Origin of the sequence: Pseudidiomarina salinarum, assembly GCF_000753715.1 — a bacterium.
Taxonomy (GTDB): Bacteria; Pseudomonadota; Gammaproteobacteria; order Enterobacterales; family Alteromonadaceae; genus Pseudidiomarina; species Pseudidiomarina salinarum.
Genome location: NZ_JPER01000001.1, coordinates 591,096 through 605,277, shown reverse-complemented (window position 1 = coordinate 605,277; position 14,182 = coordinate 591,096). Strand labels below are relative to the sequence as shown.

Sequence of the window (14,182 nt, the reverse complement as noted above, 5' to 3'; positions counted from 1 at the left end):
TTTACTCGTCTTCCGGCTGTTCGGCATTTTTATCCGGTCGCCGGCGTCCGCCGGTGACCGGATCGGCCCGACCGTCATCCACTGCTCGTTCAGCACGGCGGCGACGGCTGGCTTTAGGGTCGGCAATTAAAGGCCGGTAAATTTCGATACGGTCACCTTCGCGTGGTTCATGCTCAAGTTTCACCGTTTTGCTCCAGATACCGACTTTCTGGCTGGCTAAATCGATTTCAGGAAAATAACGCGCTATTTCAGACAGCGCAATGCATTCAGACACCGGCGTTCCGGCCGCAACCCGCAACGGAATAATCAGCTGGCGGTGCGGCGTCGCATAAGCGACCTCAATCTGAATTTTATCATTGGCCATTATCAGGCAGTTCCATATACAATTTTGGCACGACTGACGAAAGCATCTACCATACGCCCCTGCATTTCATTAAAAATGCGGCCAAAGGCCATCCCCAGCAGGCGATTGGAAAATTCAAAATCTAAGCGCAGAATGATTTTACAGGAATCCCCGTCCAGCCGTTCAAAATGCCAGCCACCGCGCAAATAACGAAACGGGCCATCGACCAGTTCCATCCCTATGTGGTTAGGGGGTTGCAGGAAGTTGCGAGTGGTAAAAGACTTACCAATACCGGCTTTGCTGACTTCCAGCCGTGCGACCTTACTGGTCGGCGTCGCCTCCAGCACCTCAGCATGCCGGCAGCCCGGCACAAATTCAGGATATTTTTCGATATCATTAACCAGCGCATACATCTGCGCATCACTGTAGGGTACCAGAGCGCTTCGCTCAATTGTCGGCATGTCCGTCCTCGCCATCCGGTTGCATATAAAACCTACGAATGATAGCGCAATTTTGGCCATGAATCATCCTTCTGCAACGGTTTAACAGCCTGTTTAAACAAGTGCAGAAACAAATTTTAATTTAATGCGGCATCGGTATAATACGCGCCATGACAAATTCAAAATCCAAAGCAAATTCCGGCACCATAGCGCTGAATAAAAAAGCGCGTCACGAGTATTTCCTCGAAGATAAGTTTGAGGCCGGCATCGCCCTGCAAGGCTGGGAAGTAAAAAGCATCCGCGCTGGTAAAGTAAATATCAGTGATACCTATGTGATCATCCGCAATGGTGAAGCCTACCTGCTCGGCGCCCAGGTTCAGCCGTTACTGGCAGCCTCCTCGCATGTGGTATGCGATCCGGAGCGCAGCCGTAAACTGTTACTGAAACAACGCGAATTAGATAAACTGATTGGGGCTAGTGAGCGCGAAGGCTACTCCATAGTTGCTACCGCGATGTACTGGAAACGCCATCTGGTCAAGGTAGAGATTTACCTGGCTAAAGGTAAAAAATCCCATGACAAACGGGATACCGTGAAACAGCGTGACTGGGAACGTCAAAAATCGCGGATTTTAAAGCACGATGTCCGTTGACAGCCAAAAGAATTGGCGCTAACTTAGCGCTATTGAACTAGACAACTTTAACTGGAATCTATTGGTGATGACTATTTTAGCAGCGCACAAAGCCTTAAACTGGTGGTGGCATATCCCGACATAGCGGGTGATGCTTCTGTGCGTGCTTGTCACGTTTTGGATTCAAAAAACCCGCTTTCGAGCGGGTTTTTTTATTGCTGTTTTTTGGCTATCTGAATTTTATACAAGAGTGGGAACAACGTGGACATTATCGAACATCCTGGTTATATCACCAGCTTACAGATCACTTTGCCATACCAGCCCGATCCACTCGCGCTGTACCGCCGCTTATGCCAGCATCATGCCCATAACCTGCTGCTGGATTCGGCGGAAATTAACTCGCGCGAAAACCTTAAAAGTCTGCTGATGGTCGATGCGGCCTTGCAAATAGTTTGCAACGATCAGACGGTGGAAATTACCGCGCTGACCAACAACGGCCAGCAATTACTGCTCTGGTTGGCGGACCAGCTCAGTGCGCATGCTGAGCTGACGCATTCCGTCAATCAACTGACCTGCGTTTTTACCCGGCCGGACACTGATGCCGATGAAGACAGCCGGCTGCGCGCCAGTAGCAATATCGAGCCGCTGCGAATCATCCAGCAAAAACTGCAGCAAACCCAGCCGCACCCACTCGGAATTTTTCTTGGCGGCGTATTTGGCTATGACTACATCGCGTCCTTTGAGCAATTACCTGACGTACCTCAGGGAGTGAACTCCTGCCCTGATTATCATTTCTATCTGGCCGAGACCCTGATCATTATTGATCATCAGCAGCAGACCACGGAGCTGTTAGCGAATTTGTTCAGCGGGCCTCAAAGCGCCGATTTCTACCCCTATATTGCCGATCAGGTGGGCCGGATTGTCGCCCAGTGCCAGTTGCCGGCACGCCATGAGCCCGAGTCGACACCTGCCCCTGCCGCTGACCAGGACATTACCGCAACCCCGTCGGCCGCTGATTTCGCCACTATAGTGACCGACCTGCAGCAACATATACTCGCTGGTGATATCTTCCAGGTAGTGCCGTCGCGACGTTTTGAACTTAGTTGTAGCGATGCGCTGGCAGCCTACCAGCAGTTGAAGCTGGCGAACCCGTCGCCTTATATGTTTTTTATGCGCACCGATGCTTTTGAATTATTCGGCGCCTCACCTGAATCGGCCCTCAAATATACCGCCGCCACCAACCAGGTAGAGCTTTATCCAATTGCGGGCACCCGCCCGCGCGGCAAAGACGCGAACGGCAACTATCATGCCGATCTCGACAGCCGCCTTGAACTCGAGCTGCGGCTTGATCAGAAAGAGCTGGCAGAACACATGATGCTGGTTGATCTGGCGCGTAATGACCTCTCGCGCATTGCCCGGCCCGGTACCCGTTATGTTGCCGATTTACTGCAAGTCGATCGTTACTCCCATGTGATGCACCTGGTCTCCCGCGTGGTCGCGCAGCTGGCCGAAGATCTGGACGCCCTGCATGCCTACCGCGCCTGCATGAACATGGGCACCTTAGTCGGGGCGCCGAAAGTGAGTGCGGCCACCTTAATCCGCCAGGTTGAACAGCAGGGCCGCGGCAGCTACGGCGGCGCCGTTGGCTATCTGTCCGGCAATGGTGACATGGACACCTGTATCGTGATTCGTTCGGCTTTTGTCCGCAATGGCCGCGCTGTGGTGCAGGCCGGCGCCGGTGTGGTGCACGACTCAGTCCCCGCCGCTGAAGTTGCCGAAACCGAAAGCAAGGCACGGGCGGTGATTAAAGCTATACAAGATGCGCAGCAGCGCACGGAGGCGCTGTCATGAGCCATCCTGATCGCATTGTATTACTGGATAACTTCGATTCATTTACCTACAACCTGGTCGATGAGCTACGCCAGCTGGGCTACCCGTTAACCGTGTACCGTAACCATATTGCTGCCGAGAAAATTCTGCAGCTGATGGATAATTATCAGGGCCGCCAGCTGCTGTGCCTGTCACCCGGGCCGGGGCATCCGGCTACCTCCGGCAACCTGCTGCAAATTATTGAAGGTGCGCGGGGCCGCTATCCGATGCTGGGTATTTGCCTTGGCTTTCAGGCACTGATTCAGGCCAGTGGCGGCCGGGTTGATCGTTGCGGCGAAACCGTGCACGGCAAAAAGGCGGCGATCAATCAAAATGGTCATGCCATCTTTGCCGGTTTGCCTGACCCGCTGACGGTCGCCCGTTATCACTCGTTGTCAGGCTTCGATTTACCCGCTTCAGTCGAGGTGCTGGCCAGCTATGGTGATATTCCGATGGCGGCCCGCTTTACCGATTATCAGGCGCTCGGTTTCCAGTTTCATCCCGAATCTATTCTGACCAGCCACGGCAGTCAGTTGCTCGCACAGAGTGTCCGTTATTTATTTTCTCAGGAGCAGTATCATGCAAGTACTTAATGACCTACTCGACGGCAAAACATTAACTCTGGAGGCCAGCCACCGGCTGTTCGAACGCCTGGTTAAAGGCGAACTCAATGAGATCCAGATCACTGCCGCTTTGATCGCCATGAAAATGCGCGGCGAGCAGCCCGCTGAGATGGCCGGTGCAGCGCAAGCCTTGCGCCGCGCCGCTAAAACCTTTCAGCGCCCGGAGCGGCTCGTCGTTGATAGCTGCGGCACCGGTGGCGACAGCAGCAACACCATTAATATCTCCACCACGGCCGCGCTGGTCGCAGCAAGTATGGGCCTGACCGTGGCCAAGCACGGCAATCGCAGTGTATCATCGCGATCAGGATCAGCCGATGTCCTTGAAAGCCTCGGCTTGTCAGTGACGCAGGACCCGGAAGTGGCCGCTGAGCAACTGGATCTTTATAATTTCTGCTTCCTGTTTGCACCGCATTACCATCCTGGCATCCGCTATGCCATGCCGGTTCGCCAGACGTTAAAAACCCGGACCTTATTTAACTTACTGGGTCCACTGGTTAATCCGGCCCGGCCTGACGTGCAGCAACTTGGGGTGTATGACCCGGCCTGGTGCCGCCCGATGGCTGAAACCCTGCGGCTACTCGGTTGTAAGCGGGCAATGGTGGTACACGGCTCCGGCATCGATGAGATTGCCCTGCACGGCAGCACCACAGTGGTTGAACTGCGTGACGGTGAACTAAGCGAATATCAGCTTACTCCGGCTGATTTTGGGGTACCATCGGCACCGGTCAGCGCCCTTGCCGGCGGCGATGCGGATCGCAATGCCGCTCTGCTTCAGCAAGCCCTGGCTGGCACCGCCAGCGATGCGCATCATCATGCCATCGCGATGAGCGTAGCCGGATTACTTTATCTGGCCGGCGAATATCAGCAGCTTGATAAAGCCACCCATGCGGTACTGGAACATTTAAGTAGCGGCAAAGCATTGGATCATTTACGGCAGTTACAGGAGTTCAACCATGGCTGAGACCATACTTCAGCAAATCGTCGCCCATCGCCGCCAGGCAATAGCGCAGCTGGCTAGCCGCTACGATGCTGACGAACTGCAGTCACAGCTTACTCCCAGTCAGCGCAGCCTGGCTGAGGCGCTGGCGAAGCCACGCAGCAGCTTTATTCTCGAATGCAAAAAGGCCTCGCCGTCGAAGGGCCTCATCCGCGAAGATTTTCATCCGGTCACTATGGCCCGCACCTACGCCCGCTACGCCGACGCAATTTCGGTGCTAACCGAACCGGACTATTTTCAGGGCGATTTCCGTTATCTCGCCGCAGTCAGCGCCGCCGTCGACATCCCGGTACTCTGCAAAGATTTTATCGTTGAACCCTTACAAGTGCTGCTGGCCCGTCATTTCGGTGCTGACGCGATTCTGCTGATGCTGTCGGTGCTTGATGATGAGCAGTACCAGAGCCTGTCGGCCCTTGCCGCCGAGTTTAATCTGGATGTGCTCACCGAAGTGTCCACCCCCGAGGAAATGGCGCGTGCTAAGCGGCTGCAGGCAAAAATAATCGGCATTAATAATCGCAACCTGCATGATCTCAGCATCGATAATAACCGTAGTATTGAGTTAAGCGCACAGGCACCCGAAGGTGCCCTGCTGGTGGCCGAATCCGGCTATACCAGCCACCACCAGATCCGCGCCAGCGCACCTTATGTTGATGGCTTCCTCATTGGCAGCGCGTTATCCGCCCGGCCCAATATCGACCAGGCCTGTCGTGAACTGATTTACGGCCAGCACAAAGTATGTGGCCTGACTGACCCGGCCGATGCCATGGTGGCTCGGGCCGCCGGCGCGGCCTTTGGCGGCCTTATATTCGTAGAACGCTCACCACGCTTTGTCGACCTTGAAGCGGCCCGGCGTATATGCCAGGCCGAACCGGATCTCAGCTTTGTCGGAGTATTTGCCGATCAGCCGGTACAACAGGTTATCGACTATGCTCATCAGTTAGGTCTGGCCGCGGTGCAGTTGCATGGCCATGAAGATATTGATTACGTGAATGAGTTGCGTAAGTCATTGCCTGCGGGTTGCGTAACCTGGAAGGCTATTGGCGTAGACGAGCCGTTGCTGTTACCGCCACTAGAAGTCGAAGCCTTCTTACTCGACAACAGATACGGCGGCAGCGGCCAGACGTTTGACTGGACCTTGCTGGCCAGCTTAACCGGCCAGCAACGGGAGCAATGCATACTTGCCGGCGGTCTGAGCGCCGATAACGCGTCAGCTGCGCTGGCCACCGGCATTAATCGCCTGGACTTTAACTCAGGCGTCGAATATCAGCCAGGCGGCAAAGACGCCGGCTTAATCATCGAATTATTTCATCAGTTACGACAATACGGACGGAATACCCTATGACACAGTCACAGAATAAGCAGTACCCGGCCTATTTCGGCGAGTTTGGCGGTCAGTTTGTACCGGAAATCCTGCTACCGGCTCTGGATCAGCTTGAACAGGCATTTATCGACGCTCAGCAGGATCCGGAGTTTCAGAAAACCTTTGCTGACTTGCTGAAAAACTATCTGGGCCGGCCGACCCCCTTATCGCTATGCCAGAACCTGCCCGTGGACTCACCGAACGGCACAAAAATTTACCTGAAGCGCGAAGACCTCCTGCATGGCGGCGCGCACAAAACCAACCAGGTACTGGGTCAGGCGTTATTGGCAAAACGTATGGGCAAACGCCGCATTATCGCTGAAACCGGTGCCGGCCAGCACGGCACCGCCACCGCTCTGGCCTGCGCTTTGCTGGATCTGGACTGCACCATTTATATGGGCGCGAAGGATGTCGAGCGTCAGCAACCCAATGTGTTCCGGATGGAGCTGATGGGTGCCAAAGTGGTGCCCGTTGATACCGGTAGCGGCACCCTGAAAGATGCCGTCAACGAAGCGCTGCGCGACTGGACTGCAAGTTACAGCACCACGCACTATCTGCTCGGCACCGCTGCTGGCCCGCATCCCTTCCCGACCATAGTCCGTGAATTTCACCGGATGATTGGTGCTGAGGCTAAAGCCCAGATCAAAGAACGGGCCGGTCGCCTGCCTGACGAAGTCATTGCCTGCGTTGGTGGCGGTTCGAATGCCATCGGCATGTTTGCTGAGTTCATTGATGAAACCGATGTCGCCCTTGTCGGCGTCGAACCTGCTGGTCATGGCCTGCATACCCATGAACATGGCGCGACCCTGGCCGCTGGCAAACCCGGCATTCTGCACGGTTGTAAATCCTTTCTGATGCAAACCGACGAAGGCCAGATAGAAGAAAGCTATTCGGTATCAGCCGGGCTCGATTACCCCGGCGTCGGACCCCAGCACGCGCATCTGAAAAGCATCGGCCGCGCCCGCTATGAATCGGTAACCGACGACGAAGCGCTGGCTGCCTTTAAATTGCTGGCCGAGAAAGAAGGTATTATTCCGGCGCTGGAGTCCGCTCATGCCCTGGCCTACGCCCTGCGGCGGGCGGCTGAACCCGATGCTCCTGAAATTCTGCTGGTTAACTTGTCGGGCCGGGGTGACAAAGACATCGACCATGTACGGAGGATTTTTGCCGCACAACAGGCAGATGCCAATCAGGAGAACCCGTCATGAGCCGTTATCAACAGCTGTTTAACCGCTTAGATGAACGTCAGCAAGGCGCTTTCGTACCCTTTGTGACCCTGGGCGATCCTGATCCTGAAACCAGTCTGGCGATTTTGCGCGCGCTTATCGCCGGTGGCGCTGACGCCCTTGAACTGGGCCTGCCCTTCTCTGATCCGGTGGCCGACGGGCCGACCATCCAGAAAGCCAGTCTGCGCGCTCTTTCCGCCGGTGTCCGCACCGCCGACTGCCTGAAGCTGGTACGGACTATCCGCGACGAAAATCCGGATCTGCCGATCGGCCTGCTGGTGTACGCTAATCTGGTTTCCTGCCCCGATGTCGACACCTTTTATCAGCGCTGTGCCGCAGCTGGCGTCGATTCAGTACTTATTGCCGACGTGCCGGTGCGTGAAAGCCTTTCATACAGCGAAACGGCCCAACGCCACGGCATCGAGCCCATTTATATTGCCCCGCCGGATGCCAGCAATGAACGTCTGCAGCAAGTAGCGAAGCACAGTAAGGGTTATGTCTATTTGCTTAGTCGCGCGGGGGTGACTGGTGCCGAACAGCAGATGGTGGCGCCAGCGAGCGCACTCATTGATACCTTGCGCGAAGCCGGTAGCGCACCGCCGTTGCTTGGTTTTGGTATTGCCACCCCGGATCATGTGCAGGCAGCGTTGGCGGCCGGAGCCGCGGGCGCCATCAGCGGTTCCGCTGTGGTTCGCATTATTGAACAGAACCTCGGCGATGTCAGCACCATGACCGCCGAGCTGGAAACCTTCGTACGCGCTATGAAGAAGGCAACAAACAAGCCCTGAGTGCGGCTTCAACCTCGGGGTACTTATACTCATAGCCTGCTTGCAGGGTCCGCTCGGGCAACACCAGCTGACCTTCAAGCAGCATCATCGAGCGCTCGCCGAGCACCAGTTTTAGCACCCAGGCCGGTACCCGCATAAAATGCGACTTACGCAGCACTTTCGCCAGGCAGGCACTGAACTTTTTCTGTTTGACCGGATTCGGTGCCGTACCGTTGTAGATGCCGCGGCACTGCTCCTGTTCGAGTAAAAACTCAATAATGCCCGCGATGTCATCCAGATGAACCCAGGAAAACCCTTGCTCGCCGCTTCCTAACGGGCCACCGAGACCAAGCAGGTAAGGCGGCAGCATCTGCTGCAGTGCGCTATCTTCTTCCGCCACTACAATACCGGTACGTATCACACACACGCGGGTACGTTCCGATTGGGCCGCCAGTGCCAGACGTTCCCATTCGGCACACAGATGGTGGGCAAAATCATCCGCCTCGACCACGGTATGTTCGGTCACCGGTTCATCGCCTTGGGGGCCGTAATAACCTACCGCCGAGCCGCTGATAAATACCTGAGGCGGCTGGCTGGATTCTTTAATCCGCTCGGTCAACTGGCGGGTTATGGTCCAGCGGCTTTGTTCTATTTCCTGCTTTTGCTTCGTGGTCCAGCGTTTGGCGAAAATATCCTCGCCCTGCAAATTGATCACCGCATAGAATTCACTGATGTCCTGAATTTCTTCCAGGCCACGCACCGCATGAACCTTCTTACCAAAACGCCGAATCGCCTTTTTCGGATTACGGGTGGTAATAGTGATTTGATAACGCTCCCATAATGCTTCGATCAGGGCACTGCCGATGAGGCCGGTTCCACCTGTCAGTAGCAGTTTCATAGTTATCTCCTGAAGTAAGCTGTAGCTTTAAGTTAGTGTAGTCAGTGTCGCTGGTACAGGACAACTTTTTCTGGCACACTTTAATGACTTTTTGATCGCGGAATGAGCCATGCTTTTCATCCTTGAATATCTGCCAATAGCACTATTTTTTATATTCTATTTAATTGGCGACATTTTTATCGCTACCGGCGTTTTAATGATCGGTACCGTGCTGCAGATCCTCTGTTTAAAGTTTATGCGTGAAGTGATTACCCCACGGCACTGGATTATTCTTGGCGTGGTTCTGGTCTTTGGCGCTATTACTTTATTCTTACGTGATGAATGGTTCATTAAGATCAAAGTAACCATTATTTACGTGGCAATAGCCCTGCTCCTGCTGGTTGGCCTCTGGTGGCGTAAGCAGAGCCCTTTGCAAAGCCTGCTTGGCCATGAAATCAAGCTGCCGGCTTTTGCCTGGCGTCGGCTGACTTATGCCTGGGTTGTATTCACCCTCACGCTGGCAGCAGTGAATTTATATATTGCCCAATATATGAGCCTGGATGTCTGGGTTAACTTTAAAGTGTTCGGTACCCTCGCCGCGACTATCGTATTCACGGTGTTTACCGGCGCCTATATGTTCCGCCATCACACCGATATCGAAAAAGACAGTAAGGAACTAGAGTAATGTGGTTCGCAATCTGGGGCGAAGATGCCCCTGACTCGTTAGCTGCCCGCAAAACCACGCGCCCGGACCATCTTGCTCGCTTACAACAACTTAAAGAGGAAGGCCGGCTTTTAGTCGCCGGTCCCTGCCCTGCGATTGCCAGTTCTGATCCCGGCCCGGCTGGATTTACCGGCTCGCTGATTATCGCCGAGTTCGCCACCCTGAGCGACGCTCAACAGTGGGCTGATGCCGATCCCTACATCGCCGCCGGCGTCTATAAACAGGTAACCGTTAAGCCGTTCATTAAAGCCCTGCCATGAGCCAGCAGCCCTTACCTGAACAGACTTTCATGGTTGCTGCAACACCTGACCGCCAGTTAACACTGACCCGCTTTTCCCCGGAAAATGGCTCTGCAGCAGACCCCAATGAGGTAATCATCATGGCACCTGCCATGGCCGTGCCACAAACCTATTACTACAGGTTCTGCAGCTGGCTGGCCAGTCAGGGCTTTGAGGTTTACAGCTTTGATTATTTTGGAATTGGCGCATCACGTGAGCAGCCGCTACGGCAAGTAAAAACTACGCTTACCGACTGGGCCTACCACGATTGTCCGGCCGTCATCGATTATGTGTACCGTCAGCATCCGCAGGCCAGGCTAACCTGGCTTGCCCATAGCGTGGGCGGGCAGATATTTGGACTGATCCCCAATAACCACCATATTGACCGCATGATTACGGTCGCTTCGGGCACCGGCTTCTGGCGCGACAATACCCGCCAGCTCAAGCCGCGGGCCTGGGTGCTGTGGCATCTGATTGTACCCTGGCTGGTGCCGCTGTGTGGTTATTTCCCCGGTGGCCGGCTTGGCATAGTCGGCGATGTACCAGGCCCGGCGATGCAACAGTGGCGCCGCTGGTGCCTGCATCCCGATTATCTGGTTGGCGTCGAGGGCGAGGCAGCGCGCGCTAAGTTTGCCACGGTGAGCACGCCAATCACGTCATTATCCTTCAGTGATGATGAGCTGCTGACGCAGCGCAACATTCACCACCTTCACGATTTTTATACGAATGCGCCGCAACAGCGTGTGCTGTTGACGCCGGACGACTTCGGTCTGTCCCGGATCGGCCATTTCGGCGTCTTCAGCCGCGGCTGCGCCGGGATATGGCCCAAATTATTCGGGCCATATCTGCGCCCTGGCAACTAACCTAAAGTACGTATCAGTTGCGCGGTATTACGCCGTACCAGCCGCCCACAAGCCAGCCGGCCCATAATACCGACCACCAGCGCGCCGGCCAGCGGCCCTACCAGCCAGAAGCGCCAGTGTAACGACGCGTCCATCTCGAACACCTGCGTTTGCAGTATCCACAGCGCCAACTCCATCGCCAGCGTCGCAATCAGTCCGCTGATGGCCCCCAATATCAGGAACTCATAGGTCACACTGCGACTGAGCAGCTTCGCCGGCGCACCTAAGGTTCTTAATATAACCAATTCCTGCTGGCGTTCTTCCATCGAGGCCTGTACCTGCGCCAGTAACACCAGTACCCCGGCAATTAACACCAGTATCAGCACAAAGCCGATTGCCAGACTCACCTGGCTGATCACTTCCCGGAGCTGATCGGTCAGCGCATCCAGATCAATCAGACTAACCTGCGGGAACGGCTTAAAGAGGTCATAGAGCTCACTTTTGCGCTCCGGCTCCAGCGTAAAACTGGAGATATAAGTCGCCGGAAAATCCTGCAGGGTGGCGGTATTAAAGATCATAAAGAAATTGGGCTGAATACTGGCCCAGTTGACTTCGCGGATACTGGTTACCGGCACCTCAAATTCGTTACCGCCGATGTTGAACTGCAGTACATCGCCGATTTCCAGGCGCATGCGCTCAGCTACCCCCTGTTCGACCGAAACCTGAGGCGCAGGATTATCACCCCACCATTCGCCGGCAAGAATTTTATTGTTTGGTGGCAGCTCATCGCGCCAGGTCAGCGCCAGTTCGCGGCCAAAGCCTTCACGGACTTCATCCGACTTGGTATCGGTACCCTCGTCTTCTTTGCTTTCTTTGCTGACTTCGTCAACCACCTGTACGCCGTTGACTGCGGTCATACGGCCCGGTACCACCGGATACATATCGTTGGCTTTGATATCACGTTCCGCCAGCCGTTGCTCCAGCCGCTGGACATCGTCTTCGGCCACGTTGACTACAAAGTAATTAGGGGCATCGTCAGGTAGTTGCCGCTGCCAGTCTTCCAGCAGCTCGCTGCGTAATGCCAGCACCAGCAGTAACAGCATGATGGCTGTTGAAAAGCTCAACATTTGTACGCTGTTCGCCTGCGCGCGGCGCTGCAGTCCTGCCATAGCAAGCCGCCAGGCGCTGCCGGCCTGCATACCAGCGCGGCGGCTGGCACCAATAAACAACCGGCCAATAACCAGTAATAACGCCGCTGCCAGCGCACCACCGGCAAACAATGCAGTGGATAACAGCCATTGCTGGCTGTAAATCAATAACAGCACATAAATGGTACCGCCGCAGGCTACCCAGTGCAGCCAGCGCAGCCGGTTTGCTGCTGTCAGTTCACGGTTAAGCACCCGCAGTGGCGGAATGGCTACTAACCGCAACAGCGGATAAAGCGTAAACATCACAGCACTGATAAAGCCGGTGGCACTGGCCAGCAGATAAGGGGTTAACCCGGCTTGCGGTAATGTGGCGCCCAGCCGCTCGGCGACCAGGTTCACCACCTGCGCCTGAATGAACCATCCCAGCAGTAACCCTATCGCGATACTGATCACCGTGAGCAATAACAGATGCAGAATAAAAATGCGTTGGATCTGACGTTTGCCGGCTCCCAGCGTCTTAAAGATAGCGACCACATCATAATTACGCTGGCAATACCGCTGCGCGGCAACAGCCACCGCGGTCGCCGCCAGTACCACACCCAGCAGGCTGGCGAGCATCATAAAACGTTCAGCCCGGCGTAAGCTACGCGCCAGTGGTGCATCACCATCAGCAATACTGCGCCAGTTATGGGTATCCTCGTTAAGCTGCGGCTGCAACCAGCTCTCATACTCACTCAGTTGCTCTTCCGCACCCGCATACAACACATGGTAGCGAACCCGTGAACCCGGCTGAATCAGCCCCGTGTCATCGAGATCAGCATAGCGAATGAGAACATTCGGGCTGTCGGTAAATACCGAGAAACCCACATCGGGCTCATAGGTCAGTACGCGGGTCACCAGAAAATTACTGTTACCTATATCAATGGTGTCGCCAACTTTCAGGTTCAGTTCCTGAAACAGCGCCGAAGCCACCCAGGCCTCGCCGGATTCGGGCAGCCCTTCCGTAACCTGATCCTCAGCATAAGGCTGGTCAGCGGTTTTCAGATCACCGCGCAGGGGGTAGCCGCTGCTCACCGCTTTGATGTCGACCAGCGCCAGCTCATCGCCGGCAAAAGCCATTGAATTGAATACCACCCGCCGGGCCGTGTTCAGATTGAGTTCATGCGCCTTTTCCAGCCAGGCCTCATCAACAGTGCGACGCGAACTCAGCACCCGATCAGCGGCCAGAAACTCAGCGCTGCGTTCCATCAGCCCCGACTGTAGCCGTTCGGTAAAGATCGATAATGACAGTACCGCTGTCACCGACAAGACGATGGCGGCCGCCATGATAGTCAGTTCACCGCGTTTCAGTTCCTGCCGCAGTAAACGCCAGGAAATTTTATGCCACATCCTTTTGCACCTCTGTCAGCGAACCGGCGTCCATCTTAAATATTCGCTGGCAACGATCAGCCAGTTGTTCATTGTGCGTCACCATCACCAGCGTGGTACCCGATGACTCATTCATCTCAAACAACAGATCTTCGATCGTATGACCGGTAGTGGCATCGAGATTGCCGGTTGGCTCATCGGCAAACAGGATCTTCGGCGTACCGACAAAAGCCCGGGCAATAGCAACCCGCTGTTGCTCGCCACCGGACAGCTGATTGGGATAGTGAGTCAGGCGTTCGCCCAGGCCCACGTCCTGTAATAAGGTGCGCGCCTGCTGCTCGGCTTTGCGGTTACCGGCCAGTTCCGCCGGCAACATGACATTCTCCAGCGCGGTAAGGCTGGGAATCAACAGAAACGACTGAAAAATAAAGCCTATTTTGTCGGCCCGTAATTTTGCCCGCTGTTCCTCATCCAAATTGCTCAATTTTACGTTATCTATAAGAACATCTCCGGCACTGGCGAGGTCTAATCCCGCCAGCAGCGACAGCAAGGTGGACTTGCCAGAACCTGAAGCGCCAACAATGGCTACGGTTTCGCCGGCAGTAATCTGCAGGTCAATCCGCTGCAATATGTGTAGAATACCCGAGCTGGTCTGAACTTTTTTTTCTAACTGAGTGGTCTGAATAAGCAT

Annotated in this window: 15 protein-coding genes; 10 read left to right on the top strand and 5 right to left on the bottom strand. The window is 55.1% G+C overall.

Features of this window, described 5'->3' with window-relative positions; genetic code table 11:
• Position 1 precedes the first annotated feature (1 nt).
• Both IDSA_RS02900 and IDSA_RS02895 read right to left on the bottom strand, forming a co-directional pair.
• Positions 2–364, bottom strand: coding sequence for an RnfH family protein (locus tag IDSA_RS02900; RefSeq protein WP_034774043.1), 363 nt, complete (start codon positions 362–364; stop codon positions 2–4).
• A 2-nt stretch (positions 365–366) separates the two neighbouring features.
• Positions 367–804: a type II toxin-antitoxin system RatA family toxin gene (locus IDSA_RS02895; RefSeq protein ID WP_034774041.1), complete on the bottom strand. Its 438-nt coding sequence runs from the start codon at positions 802–804 to the stop codon at positions 367–369.
• Between the two features lie 149 nt (positions 805–953).
• Here IDSA_RS02895 and smpB point away from each other — a divergent pair, with 149 nt between their 5' ends.
• The 7 genes from smpB to trpA all read left to right on the top strand — a co-directional run bounded on the left by smpB (position 954) and on the right by trpA (position 8,275).
• Positions 954–1,433 (top strand): SsrA-binding protein SmpB, encoded by a 480-nt coding sequence (smpB, locus tag IDSA_RS02890; protein WP_034774040.1) that lies wholly within the window; start codon positions 954–956, stop codon positions 1,431–1,433.
• A 240-nt stretch (positions 1,434–1,673) separates the two neighbouring features.
• A complete protein-coding gene (locus IDSA_RS02885; protein ID WP_034774039.1) occupies positions 1,674–3,263 on the top strand; it encodes an anthranilate synthase component 1 in 1,590 nt (529 codons plus the stop codon).
• Complete coding sequence (locus IDSA_RS02880; RefSeq protein WP_034774038.1) at positions 3,260–3,874, top strand: aminodeoxychorismate/anthranilate synthase component II; 615 nt, start codon at positions 3,260–3,262, stop codon at positions 3,872–3,874. The genes IDSA_RS02885 and IDSA_RS02880 overlap by 4 nt, the downstream gene beginning before the upstream one ends.
• The gene (trpD, locus tag IDSA_RS02875) at positions 3,861–4,865 is read left to right on the top strand and encodes an anthranilate phosphoribosyltransferase (RefSeq protein WP_034774037.1); all 1,005 of its coding nucleotides are present in this window, start codon (positions 3,861–3,863) and stop codon (positions 4,863–4,865) included. The genes IDSA_RS02880 and trpD overlap by 14 nt, the downstream gene beginning before the upstream one ends.
• Positions 4,858–6,243 (top strand): bifunctional indole-3-glycerol-phosphate synthase TrpC/phosphoribosylanthranilate isomerase TrpF, encoded by a 1,386-nt coding sequence (gene trpCF / locus IDSA_RS02870; protein ID WP_034774036.1) that lies wholly within the window; start codon positions 4,858–4,860, stop codon positions 6,241–6,243. The genes trpD and trpCF overlap by 8 nt, the downstream gene beginning before the upstream one ends.
• On the top strand, positions 6,240–7,469 hold the full coding sequence (gene trpB / locus IDSA_RS02865) for a tryptophan synthase subunit beta (protein WP_034774034.1): 1,230 nt from the start codon (positions 6,240–6,242) through the stop codon (positions 7,467–7,469). Before trpCF ends, trpB begins: the two co-directional genes overlap by 4 nt.
• Positions 7,466–8,275 carry a tryptophan synthase subunit alpha gene (trpA, locus tag IDSA_RS02860; RefSeq protein ID WP_034774033.1) on the top strand — a complete coding sequence of 270 codons (810 nt, stop codon included), beginning with the start codon at positions 7,466–7,468 and terminating at the stop codon, positions 8,273–8,275. Before trpB ends, trpA begins: the two co-directional genes overlap by 4 nt.
• Here trpA and IDSA_RS02855 read toward each other — a convergent pair.
• Entirely contained in the window at positions 8,247–9,152 is a 906-nt protein-coding gene (locus IDSA_RS02855; protein ID WP_034774031.1) for a TIGR01777 family oxidoreductase, read from the bottom strand. The genes trpA and IDSA_RS02855 overlap by 29 nt on opposite strands.
• Before the next feature lie 109 nt (positions 9,153–9,261).
• On the opposite strand from IDSA_RS02855, the gene IDSA_RS02850 reads away from it, so the two are divergent.
• Genes IDSA_RS02850 through IDSA_RS02840 form a run of 3 tightly spaced genes read left to right on the top strand, consistent with a single transcriptional unit; the run spans position 9,262 to position 10,996 of the window.
• Positions 9,262–9,816: an inner membrane-spanning protein YciB gene (locus tag IDSA_RS02850; protein WP_034774030.1), complete on the top strand. Its 555-nt coding sequence runs from the start codon at positions 9,262–9,264 to the stop codon at positions 9,814–9,816.
• Positions 9,816–10,115, top strand: a complete 300-nt coding sequence (locus tag IDSA_RS02845) for a YciI family protein (RefSeq protein WP_034774028.1) — start codon at positions 9,816–9,818, stop codon at positions 10,113–10,115. The genes IDSA_RS02850 and IDSA_RS02845 overlap by 1 nt, the downstream gene beginning before the upstream one ends.
• Complete coding sequence (locus IDSA_RS02840; RefSeq protein WP_051986024.1) at positions 10,112–10,996, top strand: alpha/beta hydrolase family protein; 885 nt, start codon at positions 10,112–10,114, stop codon at positions 10,994–10,996. The genes IDSA_RS02845 and IDSA_RS02840 overlap by 4 nt, the downstream gene beginning before the upstream one ends.
• On the opposite strand, the gene IDSA_RS02835 is transcribed toward IDSA_RS02840, so the two are convergent.
• Entirely contained in the window at positions 10,993–13,512 is a 2,520-nt protein-coding gene (locus IDSA_RS02835) for an ABC transporter permease (protein ID WP_034774025.1), read from the bottom strand. The two genes, IDSA_RS02840 and IDSA_RS02835, sit on opposite strands and share 4 nt — an antisense overlap.
• Complete coding sequence (locus tag IDSA_RS02830; RefSeq protein WP_034774023.1) at positions 13,502–14,182, bottom strand: ABC transporter ATP-binding protein; 681 nt, start codon at positions 14,180–14,182, stop codon at positions 13,502–13,504. Before IDSA_RS02830 ends, IDSA_RS02835 begins: the two co-directional genes overlap by 11 nt.

What these genes read in the sequence shown, in the direction of transcription:
- IDSA_RS02845 (WP_034774028.1), top strand. Translation starts at nt 9,816, where the DNA reads ATGTGGTTCGCAATCTGGGGCGAAGATGCCCCTGACTCGTTAGCTGCC.
- trpA (WP_034774033.1), top strand. Translation starts at nt 7,466, where the DNA reads ATGAGCCGTTATCAACAGCTGTTTAACCGCTTAGATGAACGTCAGCAA.
- IDSA_RS02830 (WP_034774023.1), bottom strand. Translation starts at nt 14,182, where the DNA reads ATGCTTATTCAGACCACTCAGTTAGAAAAAAAAGTTCAGACCAGCTCG.
- trpCF (WP_034774036.1), top strand. Translation starts at nt 4,858, where the DNA reads ATGGCTGAGACCATACTTCAGCAAATCGTCGCCCATCGCCGCCAGGCA.
- smpB (WP_034774040.1), top strand. Translation starts at nt 954, where the DNA reads ATGACAAATTCAAAATCCAAAGCAAATTCCGGCACCATAGCGCTGAAT.
- trpB (WP_034774034.1), top strand. Translation starts at nt 6,240, where the DNA reads ATGACACAGTCACAGAATAAGCAGTACCCGGCCTATTTCGGCGAGTTT.
- IDSA_RS02855 (WP_034774031.1), bottom strand. Translation starts at nt 9,152, where the DNA reads ATGAAACTGCTACTGACAGGTGGAACCGGCCTCATCGGCAGTGCCCTG.
- IDSA_RS02835 (WP_034774025.1), bottom strand. Translation starts at nt 13,512, where the DNA reads ATGTGGCATAAAATTTCCTGGCGTTTACTGCGGCAGGAACTGAAACGC.
- IDSA_RS02880 (WP_034774038.1), top strand. Translation starts at nt 3,260, where the DNA reads ATGAGCCATCCTGATCGCATTGTATTACTGGATAACTTCGATTCATTT.
- IDSA_RS02895 (WP_034774041.1), bottom strand. Translation starts at nt 804, where the DNA reads ATGCCGACAATTGAGCGAAGCGCTCTGGTACCCTACAGTGATGCGCAG.
- IDSA_RS02840 (WP_051986024.1), top strand. Translation starts at nt 10,112, where the DNA reads ATGAGCCAGCAGCCCTTACCTGAACAGACTTTCATGGTTGCTGCAACA.
- IDSA_RS02900 (WP_034774043.1), bottom strand. Translation starts at nt 364, where the DNA reads ATGGCCAATGATAAAATTCAGATTGAGGTCGCTTATGCGACGCCGCAC.
- trpD (WP_034774037.1), top strand. Translation starts at nt 3,861, where the DNA reads ATGCAAGTACTTAATGACCTACTCGACGGCAAAACATTAACTCTGGAG.
- IDSA_RS02850 (WP_034774030.1), top strand. Translation starts at nt 9,262, where the DNA reads ATGCTTTTCATCCTTGAATATCTGCCAATAGCACTATTTTTTATATTC.